This is a genomic window from Eoetvoesiella sp. (assembly GCF_035555955.1).
GTDB lineage: Bacteria > Pseudomonadota > Gammaproteobacteria > Burkholderiales > Burkholderiaceae_B > Eoetvoesia.
Genome location: NZ_DATMGA010000007.1, coordinates 1 through 15,679 on the forward strand (window position 1 = coordinate 1; position 15,679 = coordinate 15,679).

Here is a 15,679-nt window from a genome sequence, read left to right on the forward strand (position 1 = left end):
GCTTTTTGCCTTGGGGCGGCCCGGCGGCAAAAAATCCCCTCCGGCAAAGCGAACAGGCTACTGGAAGTTGGATAAACTAGTGCCCTGTATGCGCGGCTTGCCGGCCTTTGCCTGGACAGCCGCACCCCAATGGCACGCAAAGTGCCTTCTCATGAAAAGGAACGCGATGTCTATTCTGACCACCCATGTCGGCAGTCTTCCACGCGGCGACGAACTGGCGCAGTTGCTGCTTGCGCGCGATCACGGCCAGGAGGTCGACGCCGAACATTTCGAGCAGGTCGTCCAGGCGGCCATCGACCATGCCGTGCAGAAACAGGTTGAGGCCGGCGTCGGCATCATGAGCGACGGCGAGCTCGGCAAGGTCGGCTACGCCACCTACATAACCGAACGGCTCGAGGGTTTCGGCGGCCACATCGACCGCACGCCGGCCAAGGACCTGGCCGATTTCCCCGACCTGCGAAAAAAACTGGCCGCCATCATGGGATCCCAGGAATTCGTGCGCGCCGCCTGCATCGGGCCGGTCAAGCTGCGCACTCTGGAACCCTGCCGCGCCGACATCCGCCGCTTCAAGTCGGCCGTCGAGCGGCACGGCCAGGGCCGCCGCGCCTTCATGAACGCCGCATCGCCCGGCCTGGTCACCGCGTTCCAGCCGAACAAGCATTACGCTTCGCACGAGGCCTACCTGGCCGATCTCATCGACGCAATGCGGCCCGAGTACGAGGCCATCGTGGCGGCAGGCTTCGACCTGCAGCTCGATTGCCCCGACCTGGCGATGGCTGCCCACACGGGTTTCCAGAGCCTCAGCGAAGCGGAGTTCACCGCGCGCGCCTGGCAGAACGTCGAGGCGCTCAATGCGGCCACCCGCAACATCCCTTCGGAAAAGCTGCGCATGCACGTCTGCTGGGGAAACTACGAAGGCCCGCACCATTGCGACATAGCACTGGAGAAGGTCATCGACCCCATCCTGGCCGCCAGGCCGTCGACCATTCTGTTCGAGGCGGCCAACCCCCGCCACGAGCACGAGTGGGAAATCTGGCGCGACGCCAAGCTGGCGGACAACAAGATTCTGGCCCCCGGCCTCATCGACAGCTGCTCGAACTATGTTGAACACCCCGAGCTGATTCGCCAGCGGCTCGAGCGCTACGTGGCGTTCATGGGCAAGGACCGGGTGCTGGCCAGCACCGACTGCGGTTTCGGCACCTTTGCCAACTACGGCAAGATCGATCCGGCCGTCACCTGGATGAAGCTTGCCGCGTTGCGGGACGGCGCTGAACGGGCCTCCCAGGCGTAAGCGTCCCAGGCATGAGAATCAGCCGTGCCGCTTCGCGCGACGCGGCTGGCCGGATCCGGTGTCATGAACCCCCGGCCCCGGTTTTGTGGCTGTGGGCCGGGCCGGCATGGCGCTTTACCGTTTCCGTCAGGACTTTTCTGTCTATCGGTTTGGTCAGGAACTCAGCGGCGCCCAGGGAAAGGCCCAGCGGACGATCGTCCAGCATCGAGACAATGATGACGGGAATGCCCGATAGCTCCGAGTCTTTCTTCAGCGCGGCCAGCACCGCCCAACCGTCCACCTGCGGCATCATCACGTCCAGCAGAATGGCGGCGGGGTTCAGGTTCCGGACGGTCTCGAGCGCATTCAGGCCCGAGGAAACATGCTCGACCCGATAGCCTTCGCGCGCCAGCATGGCGCCCATGACTTCGTGCACATGCGGATCGTCGTCGATGAGCAGCAGGGTGGTGGCGCCGGAAGGGCCGTGCGGCGTGGAATGCGCGGCTTTGGCGGCGGGTATGGGTTGGCGCAGGGGCAGGACGAGGGTGAAGCAGCTGCCTTCGCCCGGCGTGGACGATACGTCCACCGTGCCGCCCAGCAGTTCGCATAGCCGGCGGGTAATCGCCAGGCCCAGGCCGGTACCGCCGTATTGCCGGGTGGTCGAAGAATCGGCCTGCGTGAATGGCTGGAACAGCTTGGCCTGCTGCTCGGGCGTCATGCCGATGCCGGTGTCCTTGACGCGAATGACCAGGGACGGGGTTTCCTCGTCGGACGCCATCGCAATGCTCAGCGTCACACGGCCGTTCTTGGTGAATTTGCAGGCATTGCTGACCAGGTTCAGCAGTGATTGCTTGAGCTTGGTGAAGTCGGTTTCGACGGTGCCGATCTCGCCGTCGACGATGATCTCGACCACGTTGTCGTTGGTGGCGGCCAGAGGCTCGGTCAGGGTACGCACCTCGTCGGCCAGGCGGGCGATTTCCACCGGCTCGAGAAACACCTCCATGCGCCCGGCTTCGATCTTGGACAGGTCGAGAATGCCGTTGATCAGGCTTAGCAGGTGCTTGCCCGCGCTTTCTATCTTGTTCAGGTCCGACACATACTGGTCCTGTCCGTCGTCTTCGGCGTCTTCCTGCAGGATTTGCGCGTAGCCGATGATGGCGTTCAAGGGCGTGCGCAATTCATGGCTCATATTGGCCAGGAATTCGGATTTGGTTTTGTTGGCCAGTTCGGCGGCCTGCCGTGCTTCGTCCATGGCCTGTTCGGCCATCTTGATGGTGGTGATGTCGTAGATCCAGCCCGCCAGCGCAGGCTGCCCCGCGTAGGTGAGGCGCTGGTAGGTCAGCAGGCCCCAGAACGTCGTGCCGTCGAGGCGGCGGTGCTGCACTTCGGCATCCTTGAGCTCGCCGGTCTCGCGGAAAATATCCAGCATGCGCCGGCGGTCTTCGGGATCCACCCATAGATCCCGGCTGCGTTGCGGCATCTGGGCCGCGTCGTAGCGGTAGATGGCGTTGTGCGCCGGATTACGGTATAGATATTCGCCTTCATCCGTCACGATGACGACGGAAATGGGGGCTGTTTCGAGCAGCTGGCGCGCTTGTTCGGCGCTGCCGATGTCTGGATGGTTGTCGCTGCTCATGGAACCCCCTAAGGCGATTTATCGTGGAACATTCCGGAAATAATATGACAAATTAATACGGACCACGAAAAATATGCAAATCGGCGCGCCATGAAAAACACCCCAAAAGGCTGGATCGCAATCCTGCTTTTGGGGTGCTGTTCAAGCCCGCGGGGGCTTGCCGTACCTTGGGTGACCGGCGCCGGCCGGAGCCTGCGCCAGTCGGCGAAGCAAGGTGGCTTAGAAGCCGCCCATACCGCCCATGCCACCCATACCGCCCATGTCGGGCATGCCGCCGGCGGCCGGCTTGTCCTCGACGATTTCGGCCACAGCGGCTTCCGTCGTGAGCAGCAGGCTGGCAACCGAAGCCGCGTTTTGCAGCGCGGTGCGGGTAACCTTGGTGGGATCCAGGACGCCTTGCTCGACCAGGTCGCCGTACTCGCCGCTGGCTGCGTTGTAACCGTAGTTACCCTTGCCGTTGGCGACTTCGTTCACGACAACGCTGGGCTCGGCGCCGGCGTTGGCCACGATGGTGCGCAGCGGAGCTTCGACAGCGCGCAGGACCAGCTTGATGCCGGCTTCCTGGTCGATGTTGTCGCCCTTGACCTTGGCAATGGCAGCCTTGGCGCGGATGAGCGCAACGCCGCCGCCAGGAACGATACCTTCTTCGACCGCGGCGCGGGTAGCGTGCAGAGCGTCTTCGACGCGAGCCTTCTTTTCCTTCATTTCGACTTCGGTGGCAGCACCGACGCGAATCACGGCAACGCCGCCGGCCAGCTTGGCCACGCGCTCTTGCAGTTTTTCACGGTCGTAGTCGGACGTGGCTTCTTCGATCTGGACGCGGATTTGCTTGACGCGCGCTTCGATCGACTTGCCGTCGCCGGCGCCGTCGATGATGATGGTGTTTTCCTTGCCGACTTCGATGCGCTTGGCCTGGCCGAGCTCTTCGAGCGTGGCTTTTTCAAGCGAACCGCCGGTTTCTTCGGAGATGACCGTGCCGCCGGTGAGGATGGCGATATCTTCGAGCATGGCCTTGCGACGGTCGCCGAAGCCGGGAGCCTTGACGGCGGTGGTCTTGAGGATGCCGCGGATGTTGTTCACGACCAAAGTGGCCAGCGCTTCGCCTTCGACGTCTTCAGCCACGATGAGCAGAGGACGGCTGGACTTGGCAACTTGTTCCAGTACGGGCAGCAGATCGCGGATGTTGCTGATCTTCTTGTCGAAAATCAGAACGTAGGGATCGTCCAGCACGGAAACCTGCTTGTCCTGGTTGTTGATGAAGTAGGGCGAGAGGTAGCCGCGGTCGAACTGCATGCCTTCGACGACGTCCAGTTCGTTTTCCAGCGACTTGCCGTCTTCAACGGTAATGACGCCTTCCTTGCCGACCTTGTCCATGGCGTTGGCGATGATTTCGCCGATGGAGGAGTCGCTGTTGGCCGAAATGGAGCCGACCTGGGCGATTTCCTTGCTGGTGGTGCAGGGCTTGGAGATTTTCTTGAGCTCTTCGATGCCGACGGAGACAGCCTTGTCGATGCCGCGCTTCAGATCCATGGGGTTGATGCCGGCGGCCACGTACTTGAGGCCTTCTTCGACGATGGCTTGAGCCAGAACGGTGGCGGTGGTGGTGCCGTCGCCAGCGTTGTCGGAGGTCTTGGAGGCAACTTCCTTGACCAGTTGGGCGCCGATGTTTTCGAACTTGTCCTTCAGTTCGATTTCCTTGGCAACCGAGACGCCGTCCTTGGTGACGGTGGGGGCGCCGAACGAGCGTTCGAGCACAACGTTGCGGCCCTTGGGGCCCAGGGTGGTCTTGACGGCGTTGGCCAGGGTGTTCACGCCGCGGACGATGCGGGTGCGCGCGTCGTCGCCGAATAGTACTTGCTTAGCAGCCATTCTTGTATTCCTTGCTTAATTCGGTTGTAAATTACTGAATGACGGCGAGGATTTCTTCCTCGCGGATGACGAGCAGTTCTTCGCCATCGACTTTCACGGCCTGGCCGGCGTATTTGCCGAACAGAACCTTGTCGCCAGCTTTCACGTCAACAGGCAGGATTTTGCCGTCTTCGGTCTTTTTGCCAGGACCGACAGCGATGACTTCGCCTTGATCGGGCTTTTCAGCGGCGCTTTCAGGAATAACAATACCCGAAGCGGTGGTACGCTCGTTGTCCAGACGTTTGACGATCACGCGATCGTGCAAAGGACGCAGTGCCATGAAGGAACTCCTGTATCAAAAAAATTGGTCAACATTAACCGTGGGGACTGGCTGTTAGCACTCTGCCCCTTCGAGTGCTAATTATAGGGGCGATGTGGAATTCTTCAAGTACTGCCAGTAGGGTTGTTACATTTTTAGTGCTACGGGCGGATACCACGTCCACGGCGGCCTGCAACGGCTGGGAGGTGGGCGGCCGGCAGCGGCTGGAATTCCCTTTTTGCGCGTTCAGGCCTTGTCTGGCCGGGCTTCGGCTCTTTGCATGCCGGATCAGTCCATTTCCGCGCAGACGCCCTGCAGCTTTTGCAGGATGTCGTACAAGCGCACCCGGTCCCGGGGGGTGAGCGTGAGCAGCAGTTCCGCGTGCTTGGCGCAGGCCTTGGGGATGATTTCGCCCACCATCCTGGCGCCCTTGGGCGTGATCTTGCAGACCAGCGAACGGTCGCCGGCATTCATGGAGGTGGTGTAGACGAGTTCGCGCTGGATCAGTTCCTTGACCGTGCGGCTGACCATCGCCTTGTCGCTGGCCGAGACTTCAGCCAGTTGCTTGAGGGCGATCGAGCGATGGTGGGCCACCACGGAAAGCAGGCGCCACTGGGGCAGGGTCAGGTCCGCCTGGCCGGCATAGGTGGAGGGAAAACGCTTGAGGTGCGCCGCGATCCTGACTATGGGGACGGAAAGAAAATCCTCGACGGTGAGGTTGGAGCCGTCTGGCTCGATATGCTCCCAACGGCGGCGGGTTGATTGATGTGTTTTCACGGCCAGCTTTGATATTTTTTATGGCCCGATTGTCTCCGGGCGGGGGTGGAAAATGGAACGCGAAGCGATTGATAGGTGTTATTATGACTTATCAATTTGATAAGTCATAATAAACAGGATTTTGCGCTGCGTCCGCACCTGAATCAAGAACAAAATTTTGAGGAATCAAAAATTATCGGGCTATCCGAAGCCTGCAAAATGTAGTCCCGGCATATTCTTATTATGATTTATCAAAATGTTTTGCGCGTGTCAATAGGTGGAATTATTTGTTGATTCCTCAAATTGATAAGTCCAAAATAACAGAATATTAAAACTTTGTTTCATATATGAATCATTTGGAAGGCGATGTAGCCATGAAAGACTCTGCAACGGTCGATCTCATCGAAGATCTGCCCCAGGTCGACGACCTGACGTCGCGGCATTCCACGATTGGCAAGGGAATTCCGCAGGTCAATCACCAGGCCAAGGTGATGGGCCGGGCGAAGTATGCCGGAGACCTGAAGGTGCCCGGCATGTTGCACGGCGCGATTTTGCGCAGCCCCTACGCGCACGCCCGCATCGTCAGCATCGATACGTCGGCCGCGCTGGCCTTGCCGGGCGTGAGGGCGGTGCTTACCGGCGATGACGCGCCCAATACGCTTTGGGGTGGAGGGCCGGTCAAGGATCGCTACATTCTGGCGAAGAAGGTGGTTCGCTTCGCGGGCGAGGAAGTGGTTGCCGTCGCAGCCATTTCCGAAGACATAGCCCGCGATGCGCTGGATCTGATCCGTGTCGAATACGAAGAGCTGCCCGCACTGCTGACCACCGATGAAGCCATGGACCCCGAGGCGCCCACCGTGCATCCGGGCCGCAAGGACAATGTCGCCCACGAGATCCGTTTTCATCGGGGCGACGTGGATGCCGCCTTCGCCAAGGCGGATCTGGTGTACGAAGCCACTTACACCACTTCTTCGCAATATCCTGGCTATCTGGAGCCCATGGTGTCGGTCGCCTCGCTCGAGGCCGATGACCGGCTGCATGTCTGGACGTCGACCCAGACCGTGTCGCTGGCGCGTGCCCGAATCGCCAAGGCCCTTGAATTACCTATTTCGTCGGTGCGCGTTTCGCAGCAGACCACCGGCGGCGGCTTCGGCGGCAAGATCGTCGAGGACGACAACCAACTGGTGGCTGGCCTGCTGGCCCTGCGCACCCGGCGCCCGGTGCGTCTCCTGAACAACCGGCTGGAAGACTTCCTGTCGTGCTGTACCAGCGTTCCCGAGCGCATCACGCTCAAGCTGGGCATGACGCGCGAAGGCATCATCGTCGCCAAGGATGTACGCATCGTCGCCGATTGCGGCGCCTATGCCGGCCTGGCCGGCGAGGTCATGCATGTGTCGTCCATGCGCAGCGACAATATGTTCCGCAACGCCAACGTGCGCTGCGACGCCGAACTGGTCTATACCAATACGCCTCCTCACGGCGCATTCCGCGGGTTCGGTGGTTCGCAGATGCTGTTTGCATTGAACAGCCACATCGACTCCATGGCGCGCGAGCTTGGCCTGGATCCCGCCGCAATTTACGAGCGCAACGCCATTGGCGCGGGCGACACCACTGTGCATGGCTGGAAGATACGCAGCACCGGGTTCAAGCAGTGCGTGGCCAATGCCACGGCAGCCGTGGACTGGGCCGCGAAGCGCGCGGCGCCTCGGGGTACCGGCGTGCGCCGGCGCGGCCTGGGCCTGGCCGCCGCCATGCATGTTTGCGGCAATCGCACGATGGGCAACTGGGACGGCTCGACGGTCGCCATCAAGCTGAACGAGGACGGCGGCATCGTGGCGCAGTGCGGCGAATGCGACATGGGCCAGGGCGCGATGACCATGCTCACCCAGATCATCGCCAATGAATTCAAAGTACCCCTGTCGCAAGTGCGCCTCATGCCTCCCGATACGGATAGCGCGCCCTACGCCCTGGGCTCGTTTGCATCCCGCGTGACCATGTCGGCGGGCAACGCCGCCATCAAGGCCTGTCGCTCGGCGCGCGCCAAGCTGCTGGTGCTGGCCGAAGATCTGCTGCAGGCGGACCCGGGCAGCCTGGAACTGGCCGACGGCGGCGGCGTGCAGGTGCGCGGCACCGATCGCAGGCTGGGCCTGGACGAGCTGGCGCGGGCCCATATCTGGCGCCATGGCGGCGAAGGCTTCCAGGTGACGGAAACCTGGGATCCTCCCACCGAAGAGCCGGATTCCGATCTGTATGGAAACTGCGCGCCGACGCATTCGTTCGCGGCGCAGACCGTGGAGGTCGAGGTCGATACCGAGACGGGGCAGGTCACGGTGCTGGGCAGCTATCTTTCGGACGACCTGGGCAAGGCGCTCAACCCCACCGCCGTGCACGGGCAGGCGAACGGCGGCTGCGTGCAGGCAATGGGCTGGGCGCTGTACGAACAACTGAAGCTGGAAGACGGGCGCATCGCCAACGGCAATTTCGCCGACTACACGATGGCGACGGCCGAATCGGTTCCCCTGCTGCATGCCGATTTCGTGGAAACCAATGATCCGATCGGTCCGTACGGAGCCAAGGCATCGAGTGAAACGGCCATCCTGATGGCCGCGCCGGCCATTGCGAATGCGGTATACGACGCGGTCGGCGTGCGTATCCGCGACTTGCCGATTACGCCCGAGCGGGTGCTGGCGGCGTTGCAGGCCAAAAAAGAGCAGCAAGGAGCGGCAAATGCGTGATTTCAATTATCTGGAACCCACCTCGGTCGAAGAAGCCAGCCGCTTGCTGGCCGAACTCGAGGACGAAGAGGTGCGGCTGATCGCCGGCGGCACGGCGCTGATCCTGACCCTGCGCCAGCGCATGCTGCGCCCGGAGCATCTGGTGTCCCTGGCCAGGATCGACCGCCTGCGCGGCATCGACTACGACCCGGCCAGGGGGCTGCGTATCGGGGCGCTCGAGCGCCATGCGGATATTGCGTCGTCGAGCCTGGTCCGGCAGCATTATCCGGTGCTGGCCGCCATGGCCGGCCAAGTGGCGAACCCCCAGGTTCGCAACCAGGGCACTTTGGGCGGCAACCTGTGCTATGGCGATCCGTCCACCGATCCCCCGAGCTGCCTGCTGGCCCTGGACGCCAGTGTGGTGCTGGGCAGCACGCGCGGCGAGCGCACGATGCCCTTGAGCGAATTCCTGGTGGACTTCTTTGAAAACGCCCTCGAGTCCGACGAGCTCTTGCTGGAAGTGCGCGTACCGCCGCTGCCGGCGGGCGCGGCCGGGGTGTACAGCCGTTTCCTGCGTACCGCCGCCGAACACCGGCCGCTGGTAAGCGTGGCGCTGGTCGCCGCGCGCAGCGGCGCGAGTTGCTCGATGGCACGGCTGGCCGTGGGGGCATCCACCCCGGTGCCGACCCGCGTTCCGCGTGCCGAGGCCTGTCTGGCCGGCCGCGACGTGACGCCGGCGGTCGCCGCCGAGGTGGCGGATATCGTGGTCCAGGACATACAAGTCATGTCCGACTCGCGGGGCAGCGAGGAATACCGGCGGGCAATGGTCCGGGCGGTGGTTCGCCGCGCCGTCTGCGAGCTATTTGAACTTTCCATCGATGAAGGAGTGCCAGCGTGAGTACGCATCGAGTCAACTGTACCGTCAACGGCGAACCCTGCAGCCTGGACGTGCCGGCCGGCCGCCTGCTGGCCGACTTCCTGCGCGACGATCTCCACCTGACGGGCACCAAGCGTGGTTGCGAAACGGCTATTTGCGGGGCCTGCTCGGTGCTGCTCGACGGCGAGGTGGTCAAGTCCTGCCTGATGCTCGCCGTTCAGGTCAACGGCCGCGCCGTTACCACCGTCGAGGGGCTGGCGCAGGGCGATGCCTTGCATCCGCTTCAGAAAAGCTTCATGGAGTGCGGCGGCCTGCAGTGCGGCTATTGCACCCCCGGCATGATGATGGCCTCGGCCGACCTGCTTGCCCATAATCCCAACCCCACTGTGCACGAGATTCAAAGAGGCCTTGCGGGCAATCTGTGCCGTTGCACGGGGTACACGCAAATCGTTGAATCAATCCAGCACGCCGCTGCAGAAATGAACCATGGAAATTGAAAAGAAGTTGACGGTCGCCGCTCCTCGTGAGCGCGTATGGGAATTGCTGATGGACCCGCATGTGATGACGGGCGCCGTACCCGGCATGCAGTCCATCGACGTCATCAGCCCGACGGAATACGTGGCGCTGATGAAGGTGAAGATTTCCTTCATCAGCGCCAAGTTCAAGCTGCACACCCATATCGTCGAGCAGCGCGAACCCGAATACCTGCGCGCCGAAGGAACCGGCGAGGACGCCTCCGTGGCGAGTTCGCTGAAGCAGTCCAGCGAGATCTTCCTGACTTCCACGGCCGATGGCGGCACTGAATTGCGCATCAAGGTGAATGTCGACGTCCTCGGACGGCTGGGCACTTTCGGGCTTTCCGTCATGAAGACCAAGGCCGACCGCATGTGGGACGAGTTCGGCGCGAACCTGGCGCGGCGCATCGATGGCGGCGAAGCCGCGGACGCGCAGCCGGGCGCCGAGGCTGCACAGCCTTCGTCACCCGCAGCCCCGCAGCCTGGCGAGGCCGCGACTGCCCCGGCCGCCGCTGCCGTCGTGGAGCCTGCAGGGCCCGCAACGGTTCAGGCTGGCGCGGCGCCTCAGGCCGCGCAGCAGGGGGAGGCGAAAGGATGGCTCGCTCGTCTGCTCGGCGGCAGCCGGGTCTCCGCGCCGAGCGTGTCGTCATCCGGCCATATCCGCGTGGAAATCCGCCAGCTGGATCGCACCGTGGCGGTGGAGTGGCCTGTGGATGCCGCGGATCAATGCCAGGCATGGCTCAAAGAGTTGCTGGGACGCTGAAGCGTATCGACGCTTCGATGACAACGAGGCAATGGCTGTAAGAAGTTAAAACCAAAGCTGCTTTTTTTGGACTGGAGGAGATACTTATGTTTCGTTTTAAGAAAAATGGTTTGACCCGGCAAGTGGCGTGCGCCCTGTTCGCCGCCGGTGTTCTGGGCGCCAGCGCCGGCGCGCAAGCGGCCGACGTCGTCAAGGTGGGCATCATCCTGCCGCTTTCCGGCCCCATCGCGGCGCAAGGCATGAGCACCGTCAAGGGCTTGAATGCCGCCGTCAAGTATGAAGACGTGGTCAATGGCCGCAAGCTGGAAGTCATTCAACTGGATGACGCGTCGAATCCGTCGCTGACCACGCGCAATGCCCGCAAGCTGATCGACCAGGACAAAGTCGACGTGCTGATCGGTACCGGCGGCGTGCCGGGCGCCATGGCGATGGCCACGGTGGCGGCCGAAGGCAAGACGCCTATGGTGTCCTTCACGCCCATCAATCTCAAGCCCGAGGAAGCCAAGTGGGTCCATACGGTTGCCCAGTCGGGCTATACCATGGTGGGCGCCGTCGTCGACGAAATGAAGCGCAACGGCGTGAAGACCGTGGGCTATATCGGGTTCTCCGACGCCTGGGGCGACGCCGCCTACGGCGCCCTGAAAAAATACGGGGAAGCAGCCGGCATAAAGATCGTGGCCAACGAACGCTATGCCCGCGCCGATAACTCCGTGGCCGCGCAGGTGCTCAAGGTCATGGCCGCCAAGCCCGATGCCGTGTTGGGCGGCGGAGCCGGAACCCCCGGCGCCTTGCCCTACCTCGGCCTGGCCGAGCGCGGCTACAAGGGCGCCATCTACGGCACGCACGCCTTGCTCAGCCCCGAGTTCGTGAAACTGGTGGGTGCCGCGGGCGAAGGCCTGATCGTGCCGACCGGCGTGGTGTTGCTGGGCGACCAACTGCCCGACAGCAACCCCAGCAAGAAAATCATCCACGAATACGCAAAGGCTTATGAAGCCGCCAACAACGGCGCCAAGCCTTACGATGTGTTTTCTTCGTATGCGTTCGATGCCTGGGAGGTCGTCGCCAAGGCGATAGCGCGCATCCCCGCCGACGTGAAGCCCGGCACGCAAGCCTTCCGCGATGCCTTGCGCGACGCCATCAACAACACCAAGGGTCTGGTCACGACGCAAGGGAAATACACCTTTACGCCGGCCAGCTCCTTTGGCGAGGACAAGAGCTCGATCGTCATTGCCAAGCTTGAAAAGGGCAAGTGGAAGTTGGTGCACTAACGGCATCCCGTTTCTGGTCCCGCCCGCCGGCCCGCAAGGGTTCGCGCGGGCGGGATTGATTTCCTTGCATAGTCAACCCTCTACCAGAGCTCATCCTCGATGGATTCCAATATTGCAATGATTCTGCTGGCCGACGGCCTGGCGGGATCCGCCATCTACCTGATCATAGGATTGGGTCTGGCGCTTATCTTCTCGGTCACGCGGGTCATCTTCGTGTCGTTCGGCAGCGTGGCCGTGTTCGCGGCGCTGAGCCTGGGCGCCATGGAGCAGGGGCAACTGCCGGCCGCCATCGAGCTCGTCGGCTTTTTCGTGGTGGTGGCGCTGCTCATGGAGCTTGCGGGCCTTTGGCGCAGCAGGGCCTGGCATCGCCTGCCGCGTGTGCTGTTCTATTGGGTGGTGCTGCCGTTCGTGCCCTGCGGCCTGGCCGCCTGGGCCACAAGCCAGGAGTCGGAAATCATCAAGGTGGCAGCCGCCATCCTGGTTGTGATCCCGCTTGGGCCGCTGATCGAGCGCGTTGCCCTGCGTCCGGTGGCCAAGGCCTCCGTCCTGGCGCTGCTGATTGTCGCCCTGGTTCTGGACTTTGTGTTGTCCGGCCTGGGCCTGTTGTGGTTTGGGCCCGAAGGACTGCGCACGCATGCGTCGATACCGGGAACGACGGCACTTACATCGAATCTGATCGTGAACAACCAGACCTTGCTGACCATTGCCGTGGCGTTCGGCCTGGCGCTGGTGTTCTATATTATTTTGCAGCGCACCCATACCGGCAAGGTCCTGCACGCCACCGCGTCCAATCCGGTCGGCGCCAGGCTGGTCGGCATCCGCCCCGCCTTTACCGCCACGGTTGCGCATATCATCGCCGCTCTGCTGGCGGGTATCGTCGGCGTGCTGATTTCCCCGGTCGCGACGATTTATTACGACAGTGGCCTGATGCTCACGCTCAAGGCTTTCGTGGCCGTCATCATCGGCGGGATGAGCAGCTACCCCCTGACGGCGCTGGGGGCGCTGCTTGTCGGCGTGTCGGAAAGTTTTGCCTCGTTCTGGAACAGCGGGCTCAAGGACGCCATCGTGTTCGGCCTGCTGATTCCGATCCTGGTCATACGTTCGGGCCTGGTCCCGCAACGCGATGACAATGAAGAAGAAGGTGACGTATGAGTCCGTTCATCAAAAGAGCGGGCATTCCGCTGATTGCATTACTGCTGATTTTCATTGTGCCCCAGGTGCTGGGCAAGTTCGAAGTCTCGCTGCTGAACGACATAGGCATTGCGGCCCTGGTGGTGCTGGGCCTGGTGCTGGTTTCCGGTATCGGCGGCGCGCTGTCCTTCGGCCAGGCGGCGTTCGTGGGCATCGCCGCCTACAGCACGGCCTGGTACACCACGACGCAGGGCGGCTCGCCCTGGATGGGCCTGGTGCTTGGCCTGGTGCTTACCTGCGGCAGCGCTTGGATCGTCGGCGCCATCACCATGCGGCTGGGCGGCGATTATCTGGCCCTCAGCACGATTGCCTGGGGCTTGTCGGTGCCCATTCTTTTCGCCAACCTGCCCGCGCTCGGCAGCCACACCGGCATCGACGGCATCCCGGCCATCCGCATCGGCGGCTGGGAGCTGGACCAGAGCGGCAGCATCTTCATACTTATATGGTTGATGGTGGGCGGCGGCGGCTGGTTCGCCTGGAACCTGCTGCGTTCGCGCACCGGGCGCAGCATACGCGCCTTGCGCGGCGGCAAGGTGCTGATGGCCAGCTTTGGCGCCGACGCATTCCGCCTGCGGCTGACTTTGTTCGTGATGGCGTCGGCCTACGCCTCCGTGGCGGGCTGGCTGTTCGCCCACGCCAACCGCTTTGTCAGCGCCACGCCGTTTTCCCTGCATGCCAGCGTCGACTATGTCTTCATGATGGTGGTGGGCGGCATGACGCAACTGGCCAGCGCCCTGCTGGGCTCGACGCTGTACATCGGCCTCAACAACATCCTGCAGGATGTGCTGCCCTACATCAGCAGCCGTGGGGCGCAGGTCAATGCGCTGGTCTTTTCGGTGCTGTTCCTCATCATCCTCGAGCGCCTGCCCGGCGGCATCGGCCGGCCGTTGAACCGTCTGGTGTCGCGCCTGCTGCGCCGGCGCCGTGAAACGCTGCCCGATGCGCCGCCGCTGTCGATGCGGAAAATGCCCGAGCGCGGCGTACCCGTGCTCAATGTCCAGAACGCGGTCAAGCGCTTTGGCGGCCTGGTTGCTGTCAACGGTGTCAGTTTCGAATTGCGCGCGGGAGAAATCCTTGGACTCATCGGCCCGAACGGAGCCGGGAAGTCCACGATGTTCAATCTGCTGACCGGCACGCTGCCGCTTACCGAAGGGGCGGTGCGGTTCATGGGCGAGCCGACCGCCGGCCTGACCCAGCGCCAGATTGCCTTGCGTGGCGTGGCGCGCACCTTCCAGCACGTCAAGCTGCGCCCGGCGATGACCGTGCTCGACAACGTCGCGCTGGGCGCCCATGCGCGCGGCCGCTGCGGCCTGTGGCGCGGCGGGTTGCGCCTGAACCGCGAAGAAGAGGCGCGCATCATGGCCGAAGCCATGCGCCAGCTGGAACGCGTAGGCCTGGCCGACCAGGCCTACGAGCTGGCCGGGAGCCTGGCCCTGGGTACCCAGCGCCTGGTCGAGATCGCCCGGTCTCTGGCGTCGGATCCTTTGCTGATCATGCTGGACGAGCCGGCCGCCGGCCTGCGTCTGCTCGAGAAACAGGCTTTGGCCAAGCTGCTGGACACTTTGCGCTCCGAGGGCGTGACGGTATTGATCGTGGAACACGATATGGAGTTCGTCATGAATCTGGTCGATCGTCTGGTCGTCATGAGTTTCGGGGGCAAGATTGCCGAGGGCAAGCCCGCCGAGGTGCGCGCCGATCCCCAGGTGCAGGCCGCCTATCTTGGGAGCGACGAATGAGCGCCTTGCTGGAAGTCAATGATCTGCACGTGGCCTATGGCCAGGTCGAAGCGGTGCGCGGCGTGTCGTTTTCGCTTGAAGAGGGCCACATCAGTTCGGTCATCGGACCCAACGGCGCCGGCAAGACGACGCTGCTCGGCACGCTGATGGGCCTGCTGCCCGCCGTCAAGGGCCAGGTTCTGTTCGATGGCGTGGACGTCACCCGCATGGACACGGAAACGCGTCTGGACATGGGGCTTTGCCTGGTGCCCGAGCAGCGCGAGCTGTTCGGCGACATGTCGGTGCTGGACAACCTTGTCCTGGGCGGCTATGTTCGCAAGCTTTCTTCGGCCGAGCTCAAGCGCGCGCTGGAGGAAGCCTATGCGCGCTTTCCACGCCTGGCCGAACGGCGCGCCCAGCGCGCCGATACGCTGTCGGGCGGCGAACGCCAGATGCTGGCCCTGGGCCGCGCGATGATGAGCCGGCCCCGCTTGTTGATGCTCGACGAGCCCAGCCTGGGGTTGGCGCCGCTGATCGTGCAGGAGATCCTGACCGAAATCGGGCATCTGCGCCATAGCGGCCTGTCGGTCCTGCTGGTCGAGCAGAACGCCAGGGCGGCGCTCAAGGTGTCCTCCGAAGGCCATGTGCTCGAGGGCGGACGGATCACGCTCGGCGGTCCCGCCGAACAGCTGATCAACGACGACCGGGTGCGGCATGCCTATCTTGGCGGCGCTTGAGGGTCTGCCGATCAAGAGTGTTTGTTGCTGTGTTTTTCCAGGGCCCGGTGGTTGATGTGGAGGCCGTGAG

13 protein-coding genes are annotated in these 15,679 nt (G+C 63.0%); 9 read left to right on the forward strand and 4 right to left on the reverse strand.

The window, feature by feature from the left end:
- Positions 1-166: 166 nt before the first annotated feature.
- Entirely contained in the window at positions 167-1,291 is a 1,125-nt protein-coding gene (locus VNT00_RS01035; protein WP_325583602.1) for a cobalamin-independent methionine synthase II family protein, read from the forward strand.
- Between the two features lie 61 nt (positions 1,292-1,352).
- Here VNT00_RS01035 and VNT00_RS01040 read toward each other — a convergent pair whose 3' ends face one another.
- The 4 genes from VNT00_RS01040 to VNT00_RS01055 all read right to left on the reverse strand — a co-directional run bounded on the left by VNT00_RS01040 (position 1,353) and on the right by VNT00_RS01055 (position 5,850).
- Positions 1,353-2,906, reverse strand: coding sequence for an ATP-binding response regulator (locus tag VNT00_RS01040; RefSeq protein WP_325583604.1), 1,554 nt, complete (start codon positions 2,904-2,906; stop codon positions 1,353-1,355).
- Between the two features lie 219 nt (positions 2,907-3,125).
- The gene (gene groL, locus VNT00_RS01045) at positions 3,126-4,775 is read right to left on the reverse strand and encodes a chaperonin GroEL (protein ID WP_325583606.1); all 1,650 of its coding nucleotides are present in this window, start codon (positions 4,773-4,775) and stop codon (positions 3,126-3,128) included.
- A 31-nt stretch (positions 4,776-4,806) separates the two neighbouring features.
- Positions 4,807-5,094: a co-chaperone GroES gene (locus tag VNT00_RS01050; protein WP_325583608.1), complete on the reverse strand. Its 288-nt coding sequence runs from the start codon at positions 5,092-5,094 to the stop codon at positions 4,807-4,809.
- A gap of 267 nt (positions 5,095-5,361) precedes the next feature.
- Positions 5,362-5,850 (reverse strand): MarR family winged helix-turn-helix transcriptional regulator, encoded by a 489-nt coding sequence (locus VNT00_RS01055; protein WP_325583610.1) that lies wholly within the window; start codon positions 5,848-5,850, stop codon positions 5,362-5,364.
- 470 nt (positions 5,851-6,320) lie between these two features.
- Between VNT00_RS01055 and VNT00_RS01060 the strand changes: the two genes are divergently transcribed.
- The 8 genes from VNT00_RS01060 to VNT00_RS01095 all read left to right on the forward strand — a co-directional run bounded on the left by VNT00_RS01060 (position 6,321) and on the right by VNT00_RS01095 (position 15,609).
- Positions 6,321-8,564, forward strand: a complete 2,244-nt coding sequence (locus VNT00_RS01060; RefSeq protein WP_414650860.1) for a xanthine dehydrogenase family protein molybdopterin-binding subunit — start codon at positions 6,321-6,323, stop codon at positions 8,562-8,564.
- A complete protein-coding gene (locus VNT00_RS01065) occupies positions 8,557-9,441 on the forward strand; it encodes an FAD binding domain-containing protein (protein WP_325583614.1) in 885 nt (294 codons plus the stop codon). Before VNT00_RS01060 ends, VNT00_RS01065 begins: the two co-directional genes overlap by 8 nt.
- Positions 9,438-9,917 carry a (2Fe-2S)-binding protein gene (locus tag VNT00_RS01070; RefSeq protein WP_325583616.1) on the forward strand — a complete coding sequence of 160 codons (480 nt, stop codon included), beginning with the start codon at positions 9,438-9,440 and terminating at the stop codon, positions 9,915-9,917. The genes VNT00_RS01065 and VNT00_RS01070 overlap by 4 nt, the downstream gene beginning before the upstream one ends.
- Positions 9,907-10,698 (forward strand): SRPBCC family protein, encoded by a 792-nt coding sequence (locus VNT00_RS01075; RefSeq protein ID WP_325583618.1) that lies wholly within the window; start codon positions 9,907-9,909, stop codon positions 10,696-10,698. Before VNT00_RS01070 ends, VNT00_RS01075 begins: the two co-directional genes overlap by 11 nt.
- An 86-nt stretch (positions 10,699-10,784) precedes the next feature.
- Positions 10,785-11,966, forward strand: coding sequence for an ABC transporter substrate-binding protein (locus VNT00_RS01080; protein WP_325583620.1), 1,182 nt, complete (start codon positions 10,785-10,787; stop codon positions 11,964-11,966).
- Positions 11,967-12,065: 99 nt separating this feature from the next.
- On the forward strand, positions 12,066-13,118 hold the full coding sequence (locus VNT00_RS01085; protein WP_325583623.1) for a branched-chain amino acid ABC transporter permease: 1,053 nt from the start codon (positions 12,066-12,068) through the stop codon (positions 13,116-13,118).
- On the forward strand, positions 13,115-14,893 hold the full coding sequence (locus VNT00_RS01090) for a branched-chain amino acid ABC transporter ATP-binding protein/permease (protein ID WP_325583625.1): 1,779 nt from the start codon (positions 13,115-13,117) through the stop codon (positions 14,891-14,893). The genes VNT00_RS01085 and VNT00_RS01090 overlap by 4 nt, the downstream gene beginning before the upstream one ends.
- Positions 14,890-15,609: an ABC transporter ATP-binding protein gene (locus VNT00_RS01095; protein WP_325583627.1), complete on the forward strand. Its 720-nt coding sequence runs from the start codon at positions 14,890-14,892 to the stop codon at positions 15,607-15,609. The genes VNT00_RS01090 and VNT00_RS01095 overlap by 4 nt, the downstream gene beginning before the upstream one ends.
- The last annotated feature ends 70 nt before the right edge of the window (positions 15,610-15,679 follow it).

Excerpts from the sequence above, each read along its gene's own strand:
- VNT00_RS01035 (WP_325583602.1), top strand. The coding sequence starts at position 167 with ATGTCTATTCTGACCACCCATGTCGGCAGTCTTCCACGCGGCGACGAA.
- VNT00_RS01040 (WP_325583604.1), bottom strand. The coding sequence starts at position 2,906 with ATGAGCAGCGACAACCATCCAGACATCGGCAGCGCCGAACAAGCGCGC.
- groL (WP_325583606.1), bottom strand. The coding sequence starts at position 4,775 with ATGGCTGCTAAGCAAGTACTATTCGGCGACGACGCGCGCACCCGCATC.
- VNT00_RS01050 (WP_325583608.1), bottom strand. The coding sequence starts at position 5,094 with ATGGCACTGCGTCCTTTGCACGATCGCGTGATCGTCAAACGTCTGGAC.
- VNT00_RS01060 (WP_414650860.1), top strand. The coding sequence starts at position 6,321 with ATGGGCCGGGCGAAGTATGCCGGAGACCTGAAGGTGCCCGGCATGTTG.
- VNT00_RS01065 (WP_325583614.1), top strand. The coding sequence starts at position 8,557 with ATGCGTGATTTCAATTATCTGGAACCCACCTCGGTCGAAGAAGCCAGC.
- VNT00_RS01075 (WP_325583618.1), top strand. The coding sequence starts at position 9,907 with ATGGAAATTGAAAAGAAGTTGACGGTCGCCGCTCCTCGTGAGCGCGTA.
- VNT00_RS01080 (WP_325583620.1), top strand. The coding sequence starts at position 10,785 with ATGTTTCGTTTTAAGAAAAATGGTTTGACCCGGCAAGTGGCGTGCGCC.
- VNT00_RS01085 (WP_325583623.1), top strand. The coding sequence starts at position 12,066 with ATGGATTCCAATATTGCAATGATTCTGCTGGCCGACGGCCTGGCGGGA.
- VNT00_RS01090 (WP_325583625.1), top strand. The coding sequence starts at position 13,115 with ATGAGTCCGTTCATCAAAAGAGCGGGCATTCCGCTGATTGCATTACTG.
- VNT00_RS01095 (WP_325583627.1), top strand. The coding sequence starts at position 14,890 with ATGAGCGCCTTGCTGGAAGTCAATGATCTGCACGTGGCCTATGGCCAG.